Source organism: Microbacterium sp. AK009, assembly GCF_013410955.1.
In the GTDB taxonomy this organism is placed as follows: Bacteria; Actinomycetota; Actinomycetes; order Actinomycetales; family Microbacteriaceae; genus Microbacterium.
Map to the genome: position 1 here is coordinate 798,512 of NZ_JACCCG010000001.1, position 14,837 is coordinate 813,348.

Below are 14,837 nucleotides of genomic sequence, written 5' to 3' on the forward strand. Positions count from 1 at the left end.
ATGGCGCACGTCTGGCGGGGAGTCCTCCGCGAATACGCCGATCGACTGGGAGTGACCGACGACTCCACCGTGGTCACCCTGGGAGAGGGCGGAACGCCCCTGCTGCCGGCGCCGGCCCTGTCGCGGCGCACGGGTGCCGACGTCTGGGTGAAGTACGAGGGGATGAACCCCACCGGATCGTTCAAGGACCGCGGCATGACGGTCGCGCTCTCGCGCGCGGTCGAGCACGGCGCGAAGGCGGTCATCTGCGCCTCCACGGGCAACACCTCCGCTTCGGCGGCGGCCTACGCCGCACACGCCGGCATCACCGCGGCCGTGCTCGTGCCCGAGGGCAAGATCGCCATGGGCAAGCTCAGCCAGGCCGTGGCGCACCAGGGCCGGCTCATCCAGATCCGCGGCAACTTCGACGACTGCCTCGAGATCGCACGCGAGCTCGCCGACAACTACCCGGTGCACCTGGTGAACTCGGTCAACCCCGACCGCATCGAAGGCCAGAAGACCGCGGCCTACGAGGTCGTCGAGGTGCTCGGCGATGCGCCGGATTTCCACTTCATCCCCGTCGGCAACGCGGGCAACTACACCGCCTACTCGCGCGGCTACCGCGAAGAGGTCGAGCGGGGAGTCGCCACGCGCGTGCCGCGGATGTTCGGCTTCCAGGCGGCCGGCAGCGCGCCGCTGGTGACCGGCGCGGTCGTGCGTCATCCTGAGACGATCGCCAGCGCCATCCGGATCGGCAACCCTGCGTCCTGGCAGTTCGCCCTCGAAGAGCGCGAGGCCACCGACGGCTTCTTCGGGGCCATCGACGACGAGCGCATCCTCGCCGCGCAGAAGCTCCTCTCGGCCGAGGTCGGCATCTTCGTCGAGCCCGCGTCGGCGATCAGCGTCGCCGGGCTGCTCGACCGCGCCGAGGCCGGGGTCATCCCCGCCGGGGCGCGCGTGGTTCTCACCGTCACCGGGCACGGGCTGAAGGACCCGCAGTGGGCGCTGCGCAACGCCGACGGCTCACAGGTCGAGCCGACGGTCGTCGACGCCGCGACCACCGAGGTCGCCTCGGTGCTCGACCTGGCCCCCGCCGCGGCACCGGCGTGAGCGGGGTGCCCGTGGGGCGAGAAGTCGTCGTGCGGGTGCCGGCGACGAGCGCGAACCTCGGTCCCGGCTTCGACACTCTCGGCCTCGCTCTCAGCGTCTACGACGAACTCACCGTCACGGCCCTCGAACCCGGCCGCCTCGAGATCGAGGTCGAGGGACAGGGGGCGGAGGGTGTGCCGCGCGACGCGTCGCACCTGGTGGTCAAGGCCATCCGGTATGCCTTCGACGCGTTCGGGCGCGAGATGCCGGGGCTGCGCCTGCGCGCCGTGAATGTCATCCCGCACGGGCGGGGACTCGGTTCCTCCGGCGCGGCGGTCGTCTCGGGACTCCTCGCCGCGAAGGGGCTCCTCGCCGGCGATGTCGACCTCGACGACGACACCCTGCTTCGCCTGGCCACCGAGATGGAGGGCCACCCCGACAACGTCGCGCCCGCCCTCTTCGGCGGACTCACGATCGCCTGGGTCGACGACGGGCGTCCGCAGCACAAGAAGCTGCTCGTGCACCGCGGTGTCGCACCGCTGGTGTTCGTTCCCGAGTTCACGATGTCCACGGCGGTCGCGCGGAGCCTGCAGCCGCTCCAGGTGCCGCGAGAGGACGCCGTGTTCAACGTCTCGCGGTCGGCGCTGCTGATCGCCGCGCTCACCCAGAGCCCCGAGCTGCTGCTCGCGGCCACGGAGGACAAGCTGCACCAGAACTACCGCGCACAGGCGATGCCCGACACCGACAGGCTGGTGCGGGCGCTGCGCGCGGTGGGGTTCGCCGCGGTCGTCTCGGGGGCCGGTCCGAGCGTGCTCGTGCTCGCCGACGGGCCCGGTCGGCGCCTCGAGGCGGTCGCCGTCGCCGAGCGCGCCACCGACACCCCGTGGGAGGCCCTCATGCTGGCCGTCGACGTCAAGGGTGGTACAGTGAAGGAGTACGCGGAGGGTTCCACGTGATACGTGAATCTGGCCTCCGTCGCAATTCTGCGAAACCACCGCACACCTCTCGTCCTGCCGCAGCGCTCTAGCCACGCCAGGTCGCCGGGATCCGGACGAGATCCTGCTTTGCCGCGCGTGCGGTCATCGTGCACCGTCTGACATTCATCTGCCTGCAACCTGCTGACAAGGAGAACTCGTGGAGTCCATCTCCGAGGTCCACACCCCTGACGACACCACCGACGAGCGCGCTGACGCGCCTGAGGCGGCCGCCACGGACCCGAACACCACCCCCGACAACCAGGCCGAGGCCGCCCAGGCCGACGCCGCCGCTCCCGAGGGCGCCGCTCCGGCGGACGCGGAAGAGAGCACGGATGCCGCCGTCGAGGCGACGCCGGCCGACGCGGCCGCTGCAGAGCCCGCCGCTGCCGAGGCGCCCGCCGCTGATGGCGCTGCCGAGGCGCCGGCCGCTGAGGAGGCGCCCGCCGACGCACCTGCTGACGAGGCGCCCGTCGAGACCGCGCCGCGCAAGCGCGCGCCCCGCCGCGCCAAGACCGAGGGCGCCACCGCGACCACCCGCCCCAAGCGCACCCGCGCCACCAAGGCGGAGAAGGCTGCGGCGGAGGACGCCGCGCCCGCCGCCGAGCAGCCCGCCGCGGATCAGCCCGCCGCAGAGCAGCCCGCCGCCGAGACCGCGACCTCCGCGGTTGAGACCGTCGCCGCTGCCGATGAGACGACCGCCGACGCCGCGTCCACCGAGGACGCCGCCGACACCGCCGCTGCTGCGTCGGAGACGCCCGCGTCTGACGGCACGCCGGCGGGCGATGCGGCGGCGAGTGCCGACGAGCAGGTCGACGACACGTCGACCTCGTCCGAAGGCGACGCCGAGACGGGCAGCCGCGACGACAACGCCGACGAGACTCCGTCGCGCGGCCGGAGCCGCAACCGCAATCGCAACCGCAATCGCGGCGGCCAGAACGGGAATGCGCAGGAGCCCGGCAACGGGCAGGGCGGCCAGAACCAGGGCGGCCAGAACCAGGGCGGCCAGAGCCAGGGCGGCAACGGCCGCGGCGGGCAGAACCCGAACGTTGCCGCGAACGCCGGCCCCGAAGCATCCGACGAAGACACCTCCTCGACGGGCGGCCGCGGTCGCCAGCGCAACAAGCGCCGCGGTCAGGGCCAGGTCGACGAGTTCGAGACCGAGATCAACGAGGACGACGTCCTCATCCCGATCGCGGGCATCCTCGACGTGCTCGACAACTACGCCTTCGTCCGCACCACGGGCTATCTCCCGGGTCCGCAGGACGTGTACGTCTCGCTCGGCCAGGTGAAGAAGTACAACCTGCGCAAGGGCGACGCCGTCGTCGGATCGATCAAGCAGCCGCGTGAGGGCGAGCAGTCCAGCCGTCAGAAGTACAACGCGCTGGTCAAGGTCGACGCGGTCAACGGCCTGTCGGTCGACGACGCCGCGGAGCGCGTGGAGTTCGGCAAGCTCACGCCGCTGTACCCGCAGGAGCGCCTGCGCCTGGAGACGGCTCCCGAGAAGCTGACGCAGCGCATCATCGACCTCGTCGCCCCCATCGGCAAGGGTCAGCGCGGTCTCATCGTCGCGCCTCCGAAGGCGGGCAAGACGATCGTGCTGCAGCAGATCGCCAACGCCATCGCGATCAACAACCCCGAGGTGCACCTCATGGTCGTGCTCGTCGACGAGCGCCCCGAAGAGGTCACCGACATGCAGCGGACGGTCCGCGGCGAGGTCATCGCCTCGACCTTCGATCGCCCCGCCGAGGACCACACCACCGTCGCCGAGCTCGCCATCGAGCGGGCCAAGCGCCTGGTGGAGCTCGGTCGCGACGTCGTCGTGCTGCTGGATTCGATCACGCGCCTCGGCCGTGCCTACAACATCTCCGCGCCCACCTCGGGTCGCGTGCTCACCGGCGGGGTCGACGCATCGGCCCTGTACCCGCCCAAGCGGTTCTTCGGCGCGGCTCGCAACATCGAGAACGGCGGGTCGCTCACGATCCTCGCCACGGCGCTGGTGGAGACCGGCTCGAAGATGGACGAGGTGATCTTCGAGGAGTTCAAGGGCACCGGCAACAGCGAGCTGCGCCTGAACCGTCAGCTCGCCGACAAGCGCATCTTCCCCGCTGTCGACGTCAACGCTTCGTCGACGCGACGCGAAGAGATGCTGATGTCGGCCGACGAGGTCAAGATCACCTGGAAGCTCCGGCGCGCCCTCGCGGGCCTCGATCCCCAGCAGGCGCTGGAGGTCGTGCTCGGGAAGCTCAAGGAGACCGGCTCGAACGTCGAGTTCCTCGTGCAGATGCAGAAGTCCATGCCGGCGCCCGCGCAGGGCGGTCACGGCGGCCACGGCAGCGGCCACGGTCACGACAACAGCATCCGCTGAGCGGGGAGCCGGTGGCTGAGCCCGCGATGTGGGAGTCCGTCCGCGCGCTGATCGACGAGCACGCGGCGGTGCAGCACGAGCTGTCCGATCCGGCCGTGCACGCCGACGCCGCGCGCGCGAAGCGCGTCAACCGGCGGTACGCCGAGCTGTCGCGCATCGTCGCGGCGCACGAGGCGGTGCTCGCGGCGTCCGAAGATCTGGATGCCGCGCGCGACCTCGCCCGGGAGGATGCGTCCTTCGCCGAGGAGGTCCCGGCGCTGGAAGCCCGGCTGACGGAGGCGCAGGAGAAGCTGCGGCGCTTGCTGATCCCACGCGATCCGGATGACGCCCGCGACGTGATCATGGAGATCAAGGCCGGCGAGGGCGGCGCCGAGAGCGCGCTGTTCGCCGCCGACCTGCTGCGGATGTACCTGCAGTACGCCGCCGCGAAGGGCTGGAAGACCGAGCTCCTCGAGCGCACCGAGTCCGACCTGGGGGGCTACAAGGATGTCCAGGTCGCGATCAAGGGTTCCTCGTCCGACCCCGCGCAGGGCGTCTGGGCGCATCTGAAGTACGAGGGCGGTGTGCACCGCGTGCAGCGGGTTCCCGCCACGGAGTCGCAGGGGCGGATCCACACCTCCACCACCGGTGTGCTCGTCTTCCCCGAGGTCGATGAGCCCGAAGAGGTGCAGATCGACCCGAACGACCTCAAGATCGACGTCTTCCGCTCCTCAGGCCCGGGCGGCCAGTCGGTGAACACGACCGACTCGGCGGTGCGCATCACCCACCTTCCGACCGGGATCGTCGTGTCGATGCAGAACGAGAAGTCGCAGCTGCAGAACCGAGAGGCCGGTATGCGGGTGCTGAGGGCCCGGCTCCTCGCGCGTCAGCAGGAGGAACGCGATGCTGCGGCATCCGATGCCAGGAGGTCGCAGATCCGCGGGATGGACCGCTCCGAGCGCATCCGCACCTACAACTTCCCCGAGAACCGCATCGCCGACCACCGCACCGGGTACAAGGCCTACAACCTCGACCAGGTGATGGACGGCGCGCTGGAGCCGCTCATCGAGTCGTGCATCGCTGCGGACGAGGAGGAGCGGCTCGCCGCCCTCGGGGGCGACGCCTGACGGCGAGGGCCCCCGGGTTTCCCGCGGCAGCGCCCGCTCCCGGGCGCAGATCCGCGTACGAACGGTGATCGGCGCGCGGCCCTCTCCGCGGCGCACGGGAGGAGATTTGCGCACGGGAGGATGCGCGCGGAGGATTTGACCTCCCACGTGCGGATCTCCTCCGCTGTGCGGCCATGGGAGCGCCGCGGGGGCGGCATGGGAGCGCCGCGGGGGCGCCAGGGAGCGCCGCGGGACGCCGCGGGCCGCCGCGGGCGGGTCAGGGCACCGGCGGATGGGGGAGCGGCCCGCGAAGACGCTCGAGCTGCGCCGCAGCGGCGAGGATCGTCCGCTCTCCGCCCGGCCGACCGATGAGCTGCACGCTCACCGGGTGCCCGCCGCTGAGCGTCACCGGGACCACGAGTGCGGGAAGGCCCGCGACGTTGACGAAGCTGCTGAACGGCGCGTACTGCACCTGCTGGGCGAAGCATCGCTCGGGATCGATACGGTCGTACCAGCCGATGGGGCGCGGCGTCTGCGCGAGCGCCGGCGTGAGCACCACGTCGTAGGGAGCGAATGCGCCGATCGTCTCCCGCTCGAAGACCCGGGCCTCGGCCAGGGCGCCGAGCAGCACCCGTGCGTCGAGGGCACGTCCCTCTCGCACGAGCCACGCGGTGAGCGGCTCGACGATCTGCAGGTCGTCGTCGGTGAGGGGGATGCGGGCGGCGCTCGCGCGCCACAGCACCCGGAAGAGCGGTCCGTACCGGTGCGGCCGCCACGCGGCATCGGTCACCTCGTGTCCGGCGGATGCGAGAACCCTCGCCGCCTCGCTCAGCGCGTCGACCGCGGCGGGGTCCACATCGATCTCGATGTCGTCGTCCCACGGCGACACCGCGGTGACGCCCACGCGGAGGGGAGGCGGATCCGCGAGCGTTGCCGGAAGGAACGGCGGGGAATCGACCGCGCGCACCGAGAATCCGTAGGGGGCGAGTCCGCACAGCGCGTCGAGGAAGAATGCCGCGTCGGCGACCGTCCGGGCGATGGGCCCGGTGACCGCGAGTCCCTCCGGGGCGTCGAGACCCGACCCGAGGGGGAGGCGACCCCGGGACGGCTTCAGCCCCACCACTCCCACGGTGGCGGCGGGGATCCGGATCGACCCGCCGCCGTCCGACGCCGGGGCGATCGCCAGCACTCCCGCGGCCACCGCCACCGCGGCGCCCCCGCTCGACCCGCCCGCGCCGTGGGCGGGATCCCACGGGTCGCGCGCCCAGGCTCCGCCCCCGACGGGCTCGGTGAAACCCGTCAGACCGAACTCCGACGTGCTGGTCTTGCCGATGCTCACCGCGCCCGCGCGGTCCAGGGCCCCGGCGAGCGGGTCGGATGCCACGGGGACGACGTTCTCGCGGGCGCGCGATCCATACCGGGTGGGGACGCCGGCGCGCGCCACCAGATCCTTGTCGGCGATCGGGATGCCCCAGAGCGGCCCGTCCGGCGGAGCGGCGTCCCGCCGCGCCGCCTGCTCGAGGGCGTGCTCGGCGGTCACCTCGACGAAGGCCCCGAGCGCACGCGTCTCCGCTGCCCGGGCCAGAGCGGCCTCGACGACCTTGACCGAGCGCAGCTCGCGACGCCGCAGTGCCGCCGCGACATCGACCGCCGACATCCCGAGGAGTTCGCTCACCCTCCGACCCTAGTCAGCCCGGCCGTGTCCGCCCTCGGCGTGGCGGGGACCGACCAGCCCGCGTCCGAGAGGTGCCGGGCGTACCCTGAGCGCGTGATCATCTTCCTCATCCGCGCGCTCATCTTCCTCGTCTCCGCCGCGCTCGGGCTCATCGTGGCGGATCTCCTCCTGCCCGGATTCCGCATCGACTGGGCCAACTGGTGGGGTTTCGTCCTGGCGATCGTCATCTTCGCGGTGCTGCAGAGCATCCTCACCCCGTGGATCGCGAGCGTCGCCCGCAGGAACGCGCCCGCCCTCCTCGGCGGGATCGGCATCATCTCGACGCTCGTGGCCTTGATCGTCGTCGTGCTCATCCCCGGGGCCGGCCTCACGATCGGCCAGCCGCTCGTGCTCACCTGGATCCTGGCGCCGGTGATCGTGTGGCTCGTCACGGCGCTGGCGACGCTGCTTCTGCCGATGATCTTCCTCAAGCGCAGGATCGATGATCGACGCGACGGCGCCAAGCGGGCCTGAACCGGCTCAGATCACGTACTCCGGCGCGGTCAGAACGTCGCGGGTGTCCATTCCCTCGCCCCGCGGCCGAGGCTTGGCCGGCACCCCTACCAGCACGCTGTCGGCGGGGGCGTCCTTGGTCACCACGGCGTTCGCTCCGACGACGCAGCGCGCGCCGATCGTGATCGGCCCGAGGATCTTCGCGCCCGCACCCACGGCGACGCCGTCGAGCAGCGTGGGGTGGCGCTTGCCGCCCTCGCGCTGCCGGCCGCCGAGGGTCACGCCGTGGTACAGCATCACGTCGTCACCGACTTCGGCGGTCTCGCCGATGACGATCCCCATGCCGTGGTCGATGAAGAAGCGACGACCGATGACCGCACCCGGATGGATCTCGACGCCGGTTGCCCAGCGGGTGACCTGCGAGCCGAGGCGGGCGGCGAAGCGCAGGCGCCGCCGCCACAGCGCGTGCCACACCCGGTGCGCCCAGATCGCGTGAAGCCCCGGGTACAGCAGAGCGATCTCCACCGCGCCGCGCGCGGCGGGGTCGCGCAGCTTCGCTGCGGCGATGTCCTCGCGCACCCGCGCGAGGGCTCGGGTGAGGATCATGCCGGTGCCGCTTGTTCTTCGCGGAGGTCCGCGTACATCGCGGTCGAGAGGTAGCGCTCGCCCGAATCCGGCACGATGACGACGATCCGCTTCCCGGATGCCTCTGGTCTGCGAGCGATCTGCAGGGCCGCGCTCACCGCGGCGCCCGCCGACATCCCGGCGAGGATGCCCTCCCGAGTGGCCAGGTCTCGGGCGACCCTGATCGCATCGTCGAAGTCGGCGTCGACGATCTCGTCGACGACGCTGCGGTCGAGCACATCGGGGACGAAGTTGGGGCCGATTCCCTGGATGCGGTGCCCGCCGGCTCGGCCCTCGGTGAGGATGGGGGAGTCCTTCGGCTGGACGAGGACGACCCGGACGGCGGGGTTCCGCTCCTTCAGCACCCGACCCACGCCGGTGACGGTGCCGCCGGTGCCCGATCCGGCGACGAAGTAGTCCACCCTCCCGTCGGTGTCGCGCCAGATCTCCTCCGCGGTCGTCCGGCGGTGGATCTCGGGATTCGCGGGATGCTCGAACTGCCGGGCGAGGACAGCGCCGGGAGTGTCGGCGGCGATCTGCTTCGCGGTACGGACCGCCTCCGTCATCCCCTTGTACGGATCGGTGAGGACGAGTTCTGCGCCGTACGCCTTCAGGAGCGTCCGTCGCTCCTTCGACATCGAGGCCGGCATCGTCAGGATGACGCGGTAGCCGCGGGCGGCTCCGACCAGGGCGAGAGCGATGCCGGTGTTCCCACTCGTGGACTCGACGATCGTGCCGCCGGGTCGCAGCTCGCCCGCCGCCTCTGCGGCGTCGATGAGCGCGATGCCCAGGCGGCACTTCACGCTCGCGCCGGGGTTGTAGAACTCCAGCTTGGCGACGACCTCAGCGTTCATGCCCTCGGTCAGGGCGTTCAGCCGCACGAGAGGCGTGCCGCCGAACGCGGTGGTGATGTCGGGATGGATAGCTGACACGGGAATGGTTCTCGCCGCCGGGAGGACCCGGTTCACTCCTCGCGGAGGTCGGCGTACAGCGGCGTGGAGAGGTAGCGCTCGCCGAAGGACGGGATGATGACGACGATGTTCTTGCCCGCCGTTTCCGGACGCGCCGCCAGCTGCAGCGCGGCCCAGACTGCGGCGCCCGACGAGATGCCCACGAGGATGCCCTCGCGAGCTCCGACGTCACGCGCCGTGGCGACGGCGTCATCGAACTCGACGTCGAACACCTCGTCGATGACGCCCTGGTCGAGGATGGCGGGAATGAAGTTCGGGCCGATTCCCTGGATCTTGTGAGGCCCCGGGGTGCCCTTGGTCAGCAGCGGCGAGTCGGCCGGCTCCACCGCGACGATCTTCACCCCCGGCACACGCTCCTTCAGTACCTGCCCGACACCGGTGATGGTGCCGCCGGTGCCGATCCCGGCGACGAGGTAGTCGACGGCGCCGTCGGTGTCGCGCAGGATCTCCTCGGCGGTGGTCTTGCGGTGGATGGCGGGGTTGGCCTCGTTCTCGAACTGGCGGGCGAGGACCGCGCCCGGGGTCTCGGACACGATCTCCTGCGCCTTGGCGACGGCGCCCTTCATGCCACCGGCAGGATCGGTCAGAACGACCTCGGCGCCGTATGCGCGCAGCAGGATACGTCGCTCCATAGACATCGACGAGGGCATCGCCAGGATGACCCGGTATCCGCGGGCGGCGCCGACCATCGCCAGTGCGATGCCGGTGTTGCCGCTCGTCGCCTCCACGATGGTGCCGCCGGGCTTCAGATCACCCGACGCCTCCGCCGCGTCGACGATCGCGATGCCGAGGCGGTCCTTGACGCTGGATGCGGGATTGTAGAACTCCAGCTTCGCGACGACGGTGCCAGGGAGGCCCTCGGTGACCCGGTTCAGTCGGACGAGCGGCGTGTCGCCGAAGGCGGACGTGATGTCGGGGTGGATGCCGGGCATGGCTGTCCTTTCGGGCGGTGGGGTGACCACAAAAGCCTACGGGAGCAGCGGCGAGGCGGCCCGAATGTGACAGTCTGGACGGCGGTCATGAACTTCTCTCCCGCCGATTGCCCGCTCGCGGACGCGCTCCGCGACGCCCGCGTGCGGCTCGAACGAGCCGGCATCGGGGGCGCCGACGTCGACGCCGAACTCCTGGCCGCCCATGTGCTGGGGGTCGGTCGGGGGGAGGTGCAGGCCGCGGTCATCCGGGGTGCTTCTCTGGATGCCGCCCAGCGGGCGCGCTTCGATGACATCGTCGCCCAGCGGGCCACGCGCGTCCCCCTCCAGCACCTCACCGGCTCCGCGCCGTTCCGGCACCTGGAGCTGCGGGTCGGTCCGGGAGTGTTCGTCCCCCGCCCGGAGACCGAGATGGTCGCGCAGCTGGCCATCGATGCCCTCCGCGCCGCGGCCTCACCCGAGCCGGTGGCGGTGGATCTCGGAACCGGCAGCGGCGCCATCGCGCTGGCGCTGGCCACCGAGGTCCCCCACGCGCAGGTGCACGCGGCCGAGAACGATGTCGAGGCGTTCGTCTGGGCCAAGGAGAACTTCGCCGCTGCCGGTGTCCCGAACGCCCGCCTAGCCTTCGTCGACCTCGCGACGGCCTTCGGTGAGCTCGACGGGACGGTGTCGGTCCTGGTGTCCAACCCCCCGTACGTCCCCGACGACGCCGTCCCGCGCGACCCGGAGGTGCGGTTCTTCGACCCGCCGGCGGCGCTCTACGGCGGCCCCGACGGTCTGGATGTCGTCCGGGTGCTGAGCGGCGTCGGCATGAGACTGCTGCATCCGGGCGGTCTGCTCGTCCTCGAGCACGGCGAATGGCAGGGTGCCGACATCCGTGCTCTCTTGATGGCGGACGGATGGCGCGCCGCAGCGACCCACCGGGATCTCACGCTCCGCGATCGCGCGACCACCGCACTGCGGCCCTGATCCCCGACCTCGCGCCCAGGGGCCTCCAGGGCTCGGAGAGGTCGGGGCCGTAGACTCGTGGCGTCATGTCTACCCTCTTCGATTGCCGTGACGACGAGCAGCTGCTCCCCGGCATGCGGCAGGCCCGGCAGGCCATCAGCCGCGGCGACCTCGTCGTGATGCCCACCGACACCGTCTACGGCGTCGCCGCCGACGCTTTCAACGCCCGCGCGGTGCAGCGGCTGCTCGATGCCAAGGGCCGGGGACGTCAGTCGCCGCCGCCGGTGCTCGTGGCCGGGCAGGCGACGCTCCGGGCGCTGGTGGCGGAGGTCCCCGAGCCGGTCGAACGCCTGGTCGCGGAGTTCTGGCCGGGCGGTCTGACCATCGTCCTGCCCTCGCAGCCGTCGCTGTCGTGGGACCTCGGGGAGACCCACGGCACCGTCGCCGTCCGCATGCCCGCTCACCGCATCGCGCTGGAGCTGCTGGAGGAGACCGGGCCGCTGGCGGTCTCCAGCGCCAATCTCACCGGACGCCCGGCCGCGGTGCAGATCAGCGAGGCCCAGGCCATGCTCGGCGAGGACATCGCGGTCTACCTCGACGGCGGACCTGCCGACGTCGGGGTCGCCTCGACGATCGTCGACGCGACACCGCTGGTCGTTCGTGGTTCCGAGCCGCGCGTACGGATCCTCCGCGACGGCGCGATCGGACGGGATCGGCTCCGCGAGGTCCTGGGCGATCTCCTGGAGGCTCCGCAGCCGGCGCCGTCGGGCGACGCCGAGTGAGAGCGGACGGCGGAGAGTGAAGCAGTACGTCTTCACGGTCCTGTTCACCGCCACCGTCACCTTCGTGCTGACGTGGGTGGTCTGGCGGCTGAGCCTGCGCTTCAAGCTCTATCCCGGCATCCGCGAGCGCGATGTCCACAAGACCCCCACCCCGCGCCTGGGGGGAGTGGCGATGTTCCTCGGGGTGGTGGCTGCCTTCCTGGTGTCGTCGCAGAACCCCTTCTTCTCCATCGTCTGGCTCGAGCCGCGGACGATGATCGCCATCCTCGTCGCCACCGCGCTGATCGTCGTCGTCGGCGTCGCGGACGATCTGTTCGATCTCGACTGGATGGTCAAGCTCGGCGCGCAGTTCGTCGCGGCCGGCATCATCGCGTGGTTCGGCGGCCTGCAGATCTACACGCTGCCCATCGGCGACCTGGTCCTCGGCTCGGGCTGGCAGAGCTTCCTTCTCACCGTCCTGTCGATCGTGATCGTCATGAACGCGGTCAACTTCATCGACGGTCTGGACGGACTGGTCGCCGGCGTCTGCCTCATCGCCAACGTCGTGTTCTTCGCCTACTCGTACCTGCTGGCTCGCGACACGGGACAGAACACCTACTTCAACCTGGCCACCCTCATCGCGGCGGTGCTGATCGGGGCGTGCATCGGCTTCCTCCCGCTGAACTGGAGCCCGGCGAAGCTCTTCATGGGCGATTCCGGCGCCCTGATGCTCGGCCTCCTCATGGCCTGCTCGGCGATCTCCATCACCGGGCAGCTCTCGCCCGAACTGCTCGACCCCGAGCGCTTCGGCCGCTCCCAGCTGCTGGGCGCCTTCATCCCGATCATCCTGCCGATCGTGGTGGTGCTGCTTCCGCTGCTCGATTTCGGCCTCGCCGTGATCCGGCGCATGCGGGCCGGGAAATCCCCGTTCTCGCCCGACCGCAAGCACCTGCACCATCGCATGCTCGACATGGGGCACAGCGATCGCGACGCCGTTCTCATCTTCTATTCATGGACCGCCGTGGTGAGCCTCGCGGTGCTGCTGATGTACGTCGGCACCCAGGAGGAATGGCCGGGAGACTATCTCCTGGGTGTCGCCCTCGGTGCCGTCGGGGTCATCGCCTGCCTCGTGGTCACCCTTCTCCCCGCTCGCCAGCGCGGCCGTACCGCCGCCGACGTCCCCCAGGAAGCCTCATGACCTCCGATGTGTCCAGCAATCCGATCCTTCGCACGACCCTGTTGTGGTCGGGGGTGGTCACCGTGGTGCTCGCCGTCGTCGCGGCGATCGTCGGGGGCCTCGTGGCGGGGACGGACGGGGTGTGGAGCGCCCTGTCGGGTGTGATCCTCGCCGCGGTCTTCCTCGGCATCACCGGCGCCAGCATCCTCATCGCCAACCGCTGGTTCGGCGACCCGCTCTACATCCCGGTCTTCTTCGGCATCGTCATGGGCGGCTGGATCCTCAAACTCGTCATCTTCATCGTCGCCCTCATCATCCTGCGTGGGCAGCCGTGGCTGGAAGGTCCCGTGTTCTTCGTCGCGGTGGTGGTGAGCGTCCTGGCATCGCTCGCCATCGACGTGGTGGTGCTCACCCGGATGCGCATCCCCCACGTCAGCGACGTCGCGCTCCCTACCACGGACCCCGATGACGACCTGAACCGGCCTCTCGACGGCGACAAGGACCCGGACACCGGGAAAAACGCCGCCCCCTGAGTTTGATAGGGTGGTGTCTGCGCCCGCCCGCCGCTCTGCGCGCGTCTGCGGAACGACTCTCACCGACCATCGTCGCAACGGTCCCCGACCGGTGCCCCGAAGCTGGAGCCCGCGCTGTCTACTCAAGCTGCGACCCTGATCGCGAATGCCTCGTCGTCCGACGGTGAGTTCCACCCGCCCTCGATCTCGGACTTCTTCCCGCCGAACATCCTCGAGGGCCTCGGGCTTCCGATCGAGTTCACGCGCATCAACCTCGTGCAGGTGCTCGCGACGATCGTGCTCATCCTCGTCTTCGTCATCGGCACGCGCCGCATGCGGATCGTCCCGACCCGCTTCCAGAGCGTGGTGGAGATGGGCCTGGACTTCGTCCGCGTCAACATCGCGCACGATCTGCTCGGCCGCAAGGACGGCGACCGCTTCCTGCCGCTGCTGACGACCATGTTCTTCATGATCCTGTTCATGAACATCACCGGCATCATCCCCGGGTTGAACATCGCGGGCACCAGCGTCATCGCGGTGCCGCTGCTGCTGGCGATCGTGTCGTACGTGACCTTCATCTACGCGGGGCTGCGCAAGAGCCCGAAGAACTTCATCAAGAACTCCCTCTTCCCCTCGGGGGTCCCGCCGTTCCTCTACATCATCGTCACGCCGCTGGAGTTCCTCTCCACCTTCATCATCCGGCCGGTGACGCTGACCCTTCGACTGCTGATGAACATGATCGTCGGGCACCTCATGCTCGTGCTGTTCTTCTCGGCGACCCAGTTCTTCCTCTTCACCGCCGACGGCCTGTGGAAGGCCTTCGGCGTCGGCACCCTCGCCTTCGGGCTGGCCTTCACTCTCTTCGAGATGCTGGTCGCCTTCCTGCAGGCCTACGTCTTCACGATCCTCACCGCGGTCTACATCCAGCTCGCGGTCGCGGAAGAGCACTGAGCGGGCGGGCTCCGGCCTACCCACCCAACCGAAAGGAAACACACCCGTGGATGCAACTACGGTTCTCGCCCAGGTCACCGGTTCGATCGCGACCGTCGGCTACGGCCTCGCCGCCATCGGCCCCGCCATCGGCGTGGGCATCGTCGTCGGCAAGACCATCGAGGGCGTCGCTCGTCAGCCCGAGCTGGCCGGTCGCCTCCAGGTCCTCATGTGGATCGGTATCGCGTTCACCGAGGCGCTCGCGTTCATCGGCATCGCCACCGGCTTCATCTTCGGCGCCTGATCCCCCTTCCCCACGTTTA

At 70.5% G+C, this 14,837-nt stretch carries 15 protein-coding genes; 11 read left to right on the plus strand and 4 right to left on the minus strand.

All coding sequences use genetic code 11. From position 1 onward, the window contains the following. The 4 genes from thrC (at position 1) to prfA (ending at position 5,516) form a co-directional block, all read left to right on the plus strand. A complete protein-coding gene (gene thrC / locus HDC37_RS03750; RefSeq protein ID WP_179559009.1) occupies positions 1-1,089 on the plus strand; it encodes a threonine synthase in 1,089 nt (362 codons plus the stop codon). Between the two features lie 5 nt (positions 1,090-1,094). Continuing rightward, on the plus strand, positions 1,095-2,024 hold the full coding sequence (gene thrB / locus HDC37_RS03755) for a homoserine kinase (RefSeq protein WP_308472082.1): 930 nt from the start codon (positions 1,095-1,097) through the stop codon (positions 2,022-2,024). A 178-nt stretch (positions 2,025-2,202) separates the two neighbouring features. Then, positions 2,203-4,410 carry a transcription termination factor Rho gene (gene rho / locus HDC37_RS03760; RefSeq protein ID WP_179559011.1) on the plus strand — a complete coding sequence of 736 codons (2,208 nt, stop codon included), beginning with the start codon at positions 2,203-2,205 and terminating at the stop codon, positions 4,408-4,410. A 26-nt stretch (positions 4,411-4,436) separates the two neighbouring features. Continuing rightward, positions 4,437-5,516 carry a peptide chain release factor 1 gene (gene prfA, locus HDC37_RS03765; RefSeq protein WP_179559122.1) on the plus strand — a complete coding sequence of 360 codons (1,080 nt, stop codon included), beginning with the start codon at positions 4,437-4,439 and terminating at the stop codon, positions 5,514-5,516. Positions 5,517-5,772: 256 nt separating this feature from the next. On the opposite strand, the gene HDC37_RS03770 is transcribed toward prfA, so the two are convergent. Beyond that, positions 5,773-7,170 carry an amidase gene (locus HDC37_RS03770; protein WP_179559012.1) on the minus strand — a complete coding sequence of 466 codons (1,398 nt, stop codon included), beginning with the start codon at positions 7,168-7,170 and terminating at the stop codon, positions 5,773-5,775. Between the two features lie 93 nt (positions 7,171-7,263). On the opposite strand from HDC37_RS03770, the gene HDC37_RS03775 reads away from it, so the two are divergent. Beyond that, a complete protein-coding gene (locus HDC37_RS03775) occupies positions 7,264-7,683 on the plus strand; it encodes a hypothetical protein (protein ID WP_179559013.1) in 420 nt (139 codons plus the stop codon). A gap of 6 nt (positions 7,684-7,689) precedes the next feature. Here HDC37_RS03775 and epsC read toward each other — a convergent pair whose 3' ends face one another. From epsC to cysK (HDC37_RS03790), 3 genes are read right to left on the minus strand one after another with little or no spacing between them, the layout of a single operon-like run. Then, a complete protein-coding gene (gene epsC / locus HDC37_RS03780) occupies positions 7,690-8,268 on the minus strand; it encodes a serine O-acetyltransferase EpsC (protein WP_179559014.1) in 579 nt (192 codons plus the stop codon). Next, positions 8,265-9,218, minus strand: a complete 954-nt coding sequence (gene cysK, locus HDC37_RS03785) for a cysteine synthase A (RefSeq protein ID WP_179559015.1) — start codon at positions 9,216-9,218, stop codon at positions 8,265-8,267. Before cysK (HDC37_RS03785) ends, epsC begins: the two co-directional genes overlap by 4 nt. Before the next feature lie 32 nt (positions 9,219-9,250). Beyond that, a complete protein-coding gene (cysK, locus tag HDC37_RS03790; protein WP_179559016.1) occupies positions 9,251-10,189 on the minus strand; it encodes a cysteine synthase A in 939 nt (312 codons plus the stop codon). Between the two features lie 87 nt (positions 10,190-10,276). Between cysK (HDC37_RS03790) and prmC the strand changes: the two genes are divergently transcribed. The 6 genes from prmC (at position 10,277) to atpE (ending at position 14,818) form a co-directional block, all read left to right on the plus strand. Further along, positions 10,277-11,155, plus strand: a complete 879-nt coding sequence (gene prmC, locus HDC37_RS03795; RefSeq protein WP_179559123.1) for a peptide chain release factor N(5)-glutamine methyltransferase — start codon at positions 10,277-10,279, stop codon at positions 11,153-11,155. 65 nt (positions 11,156-11,220) lie between these two features. Then, complete coding sequence (locus tag HDC37_RS03800; RefSeq protein ID WP_179559017.1) at positions 11,221-11,916, plus strand: L-threonylcarbamoyladenylate synthase; 696 nt, start codon at positions 11,221-11,223, stop codon at positions 11,914-11,916. Positions 11,917-11,932: 16 nt separating this feature from the next. Next, a complete protein-coding gene (locus tag HDC37_RS03805; protein ID WP_179559018.1) occupies positions 11,933-13,093 on the plus strand; it encodes an MraY family glycosyltransferase in 1,161 nt (386 codons plus the stop codon). After that, a complete protein-coding gene (locus HDC37_RS03810) occupies positions 13,090-13,605 on the plus strand; it encodes a hypothetical protein (protein WP_257021243.1) in 516 nt (171 codons plus the stop codon). The genes HDC37_RS03805 and HDC37_RS03810 overlap by 4 nt, the downstream gene beginning before the upstream one ends. A gap of 135 nt (positions 13,606-13,740) precedes the next feature. Next, positions 13,741-14,535, plus strand: coding sequence for a F0F1 ATP synthase subunit A (gene atpB / locus HDC37_RS03815; RefSeq protein ID WP_179559124.1), 795 nt, complete (start codon positions 13,741-13,743; stop codon positions 14,533-14,535). Positions 14,536-14,581: 46 nt separating this feature from the next. Further along, on the plus strand, positions 14,582-14,818 hold the full coding sequence (gene atpE, locus HDC37_RS03820) for an ATP synthase F0 subunit C (RefSeq protein WP_124292836.1): 237 nt from the start codon (positions 14,582-14,584) through the stop codon (positions 14,816-14,818). Positions 14,819-14,837: the final 19 nt, after the last annotated feature.

Coding starts and splice junctions, on each gene's coding strand:
- thrC (WP_179559009.1), top strand. CDS start 1: ATGGCGCACGTCTGGCGGGGAGTCCTCCGCGAATACGCCGATCGACTG.
- HDC37_RS03800 (WP_179559017.1), top strand. CDS start 11,221: ATGTCTACCCTCTTCGATTGCCGTGACGACGAGCAGCTGCTCCCCGGC.
- HDC37_RS03810 (WP_257021243.1), top strand. CDS start 13,090: ATGACCTCCGATGTGTCCAGCAATCCGATCCTTCGCACGACCCTGTTG.
- prfA (WP_179559122.1), top strand. CDS start 4,437: ATGTGGGAGTCCGTCCGCGCGCTGATCGACGAGCACGCGGCGGTGCAG.
- cysK (WP_179559016.1), bottom strand. CDS start 10,189: ATGCCCGGCATCCACCCCGACATCACGTCCGCCTTCGGCGACACGCCG.
- prmC (WP_179559123.1), top strand. CDS start 10,277: ATGAACTTCTCTCCCGCCGATTGCCCGCTCGCGGACGCGCTCCGCGAC.
- epsC (WP_179559014.1), bottom strand. CDS start 8,268: ATGATCCTCACCCGAGCCCTCGCGCGGGTGCGCGAGGACATCGCCGCA.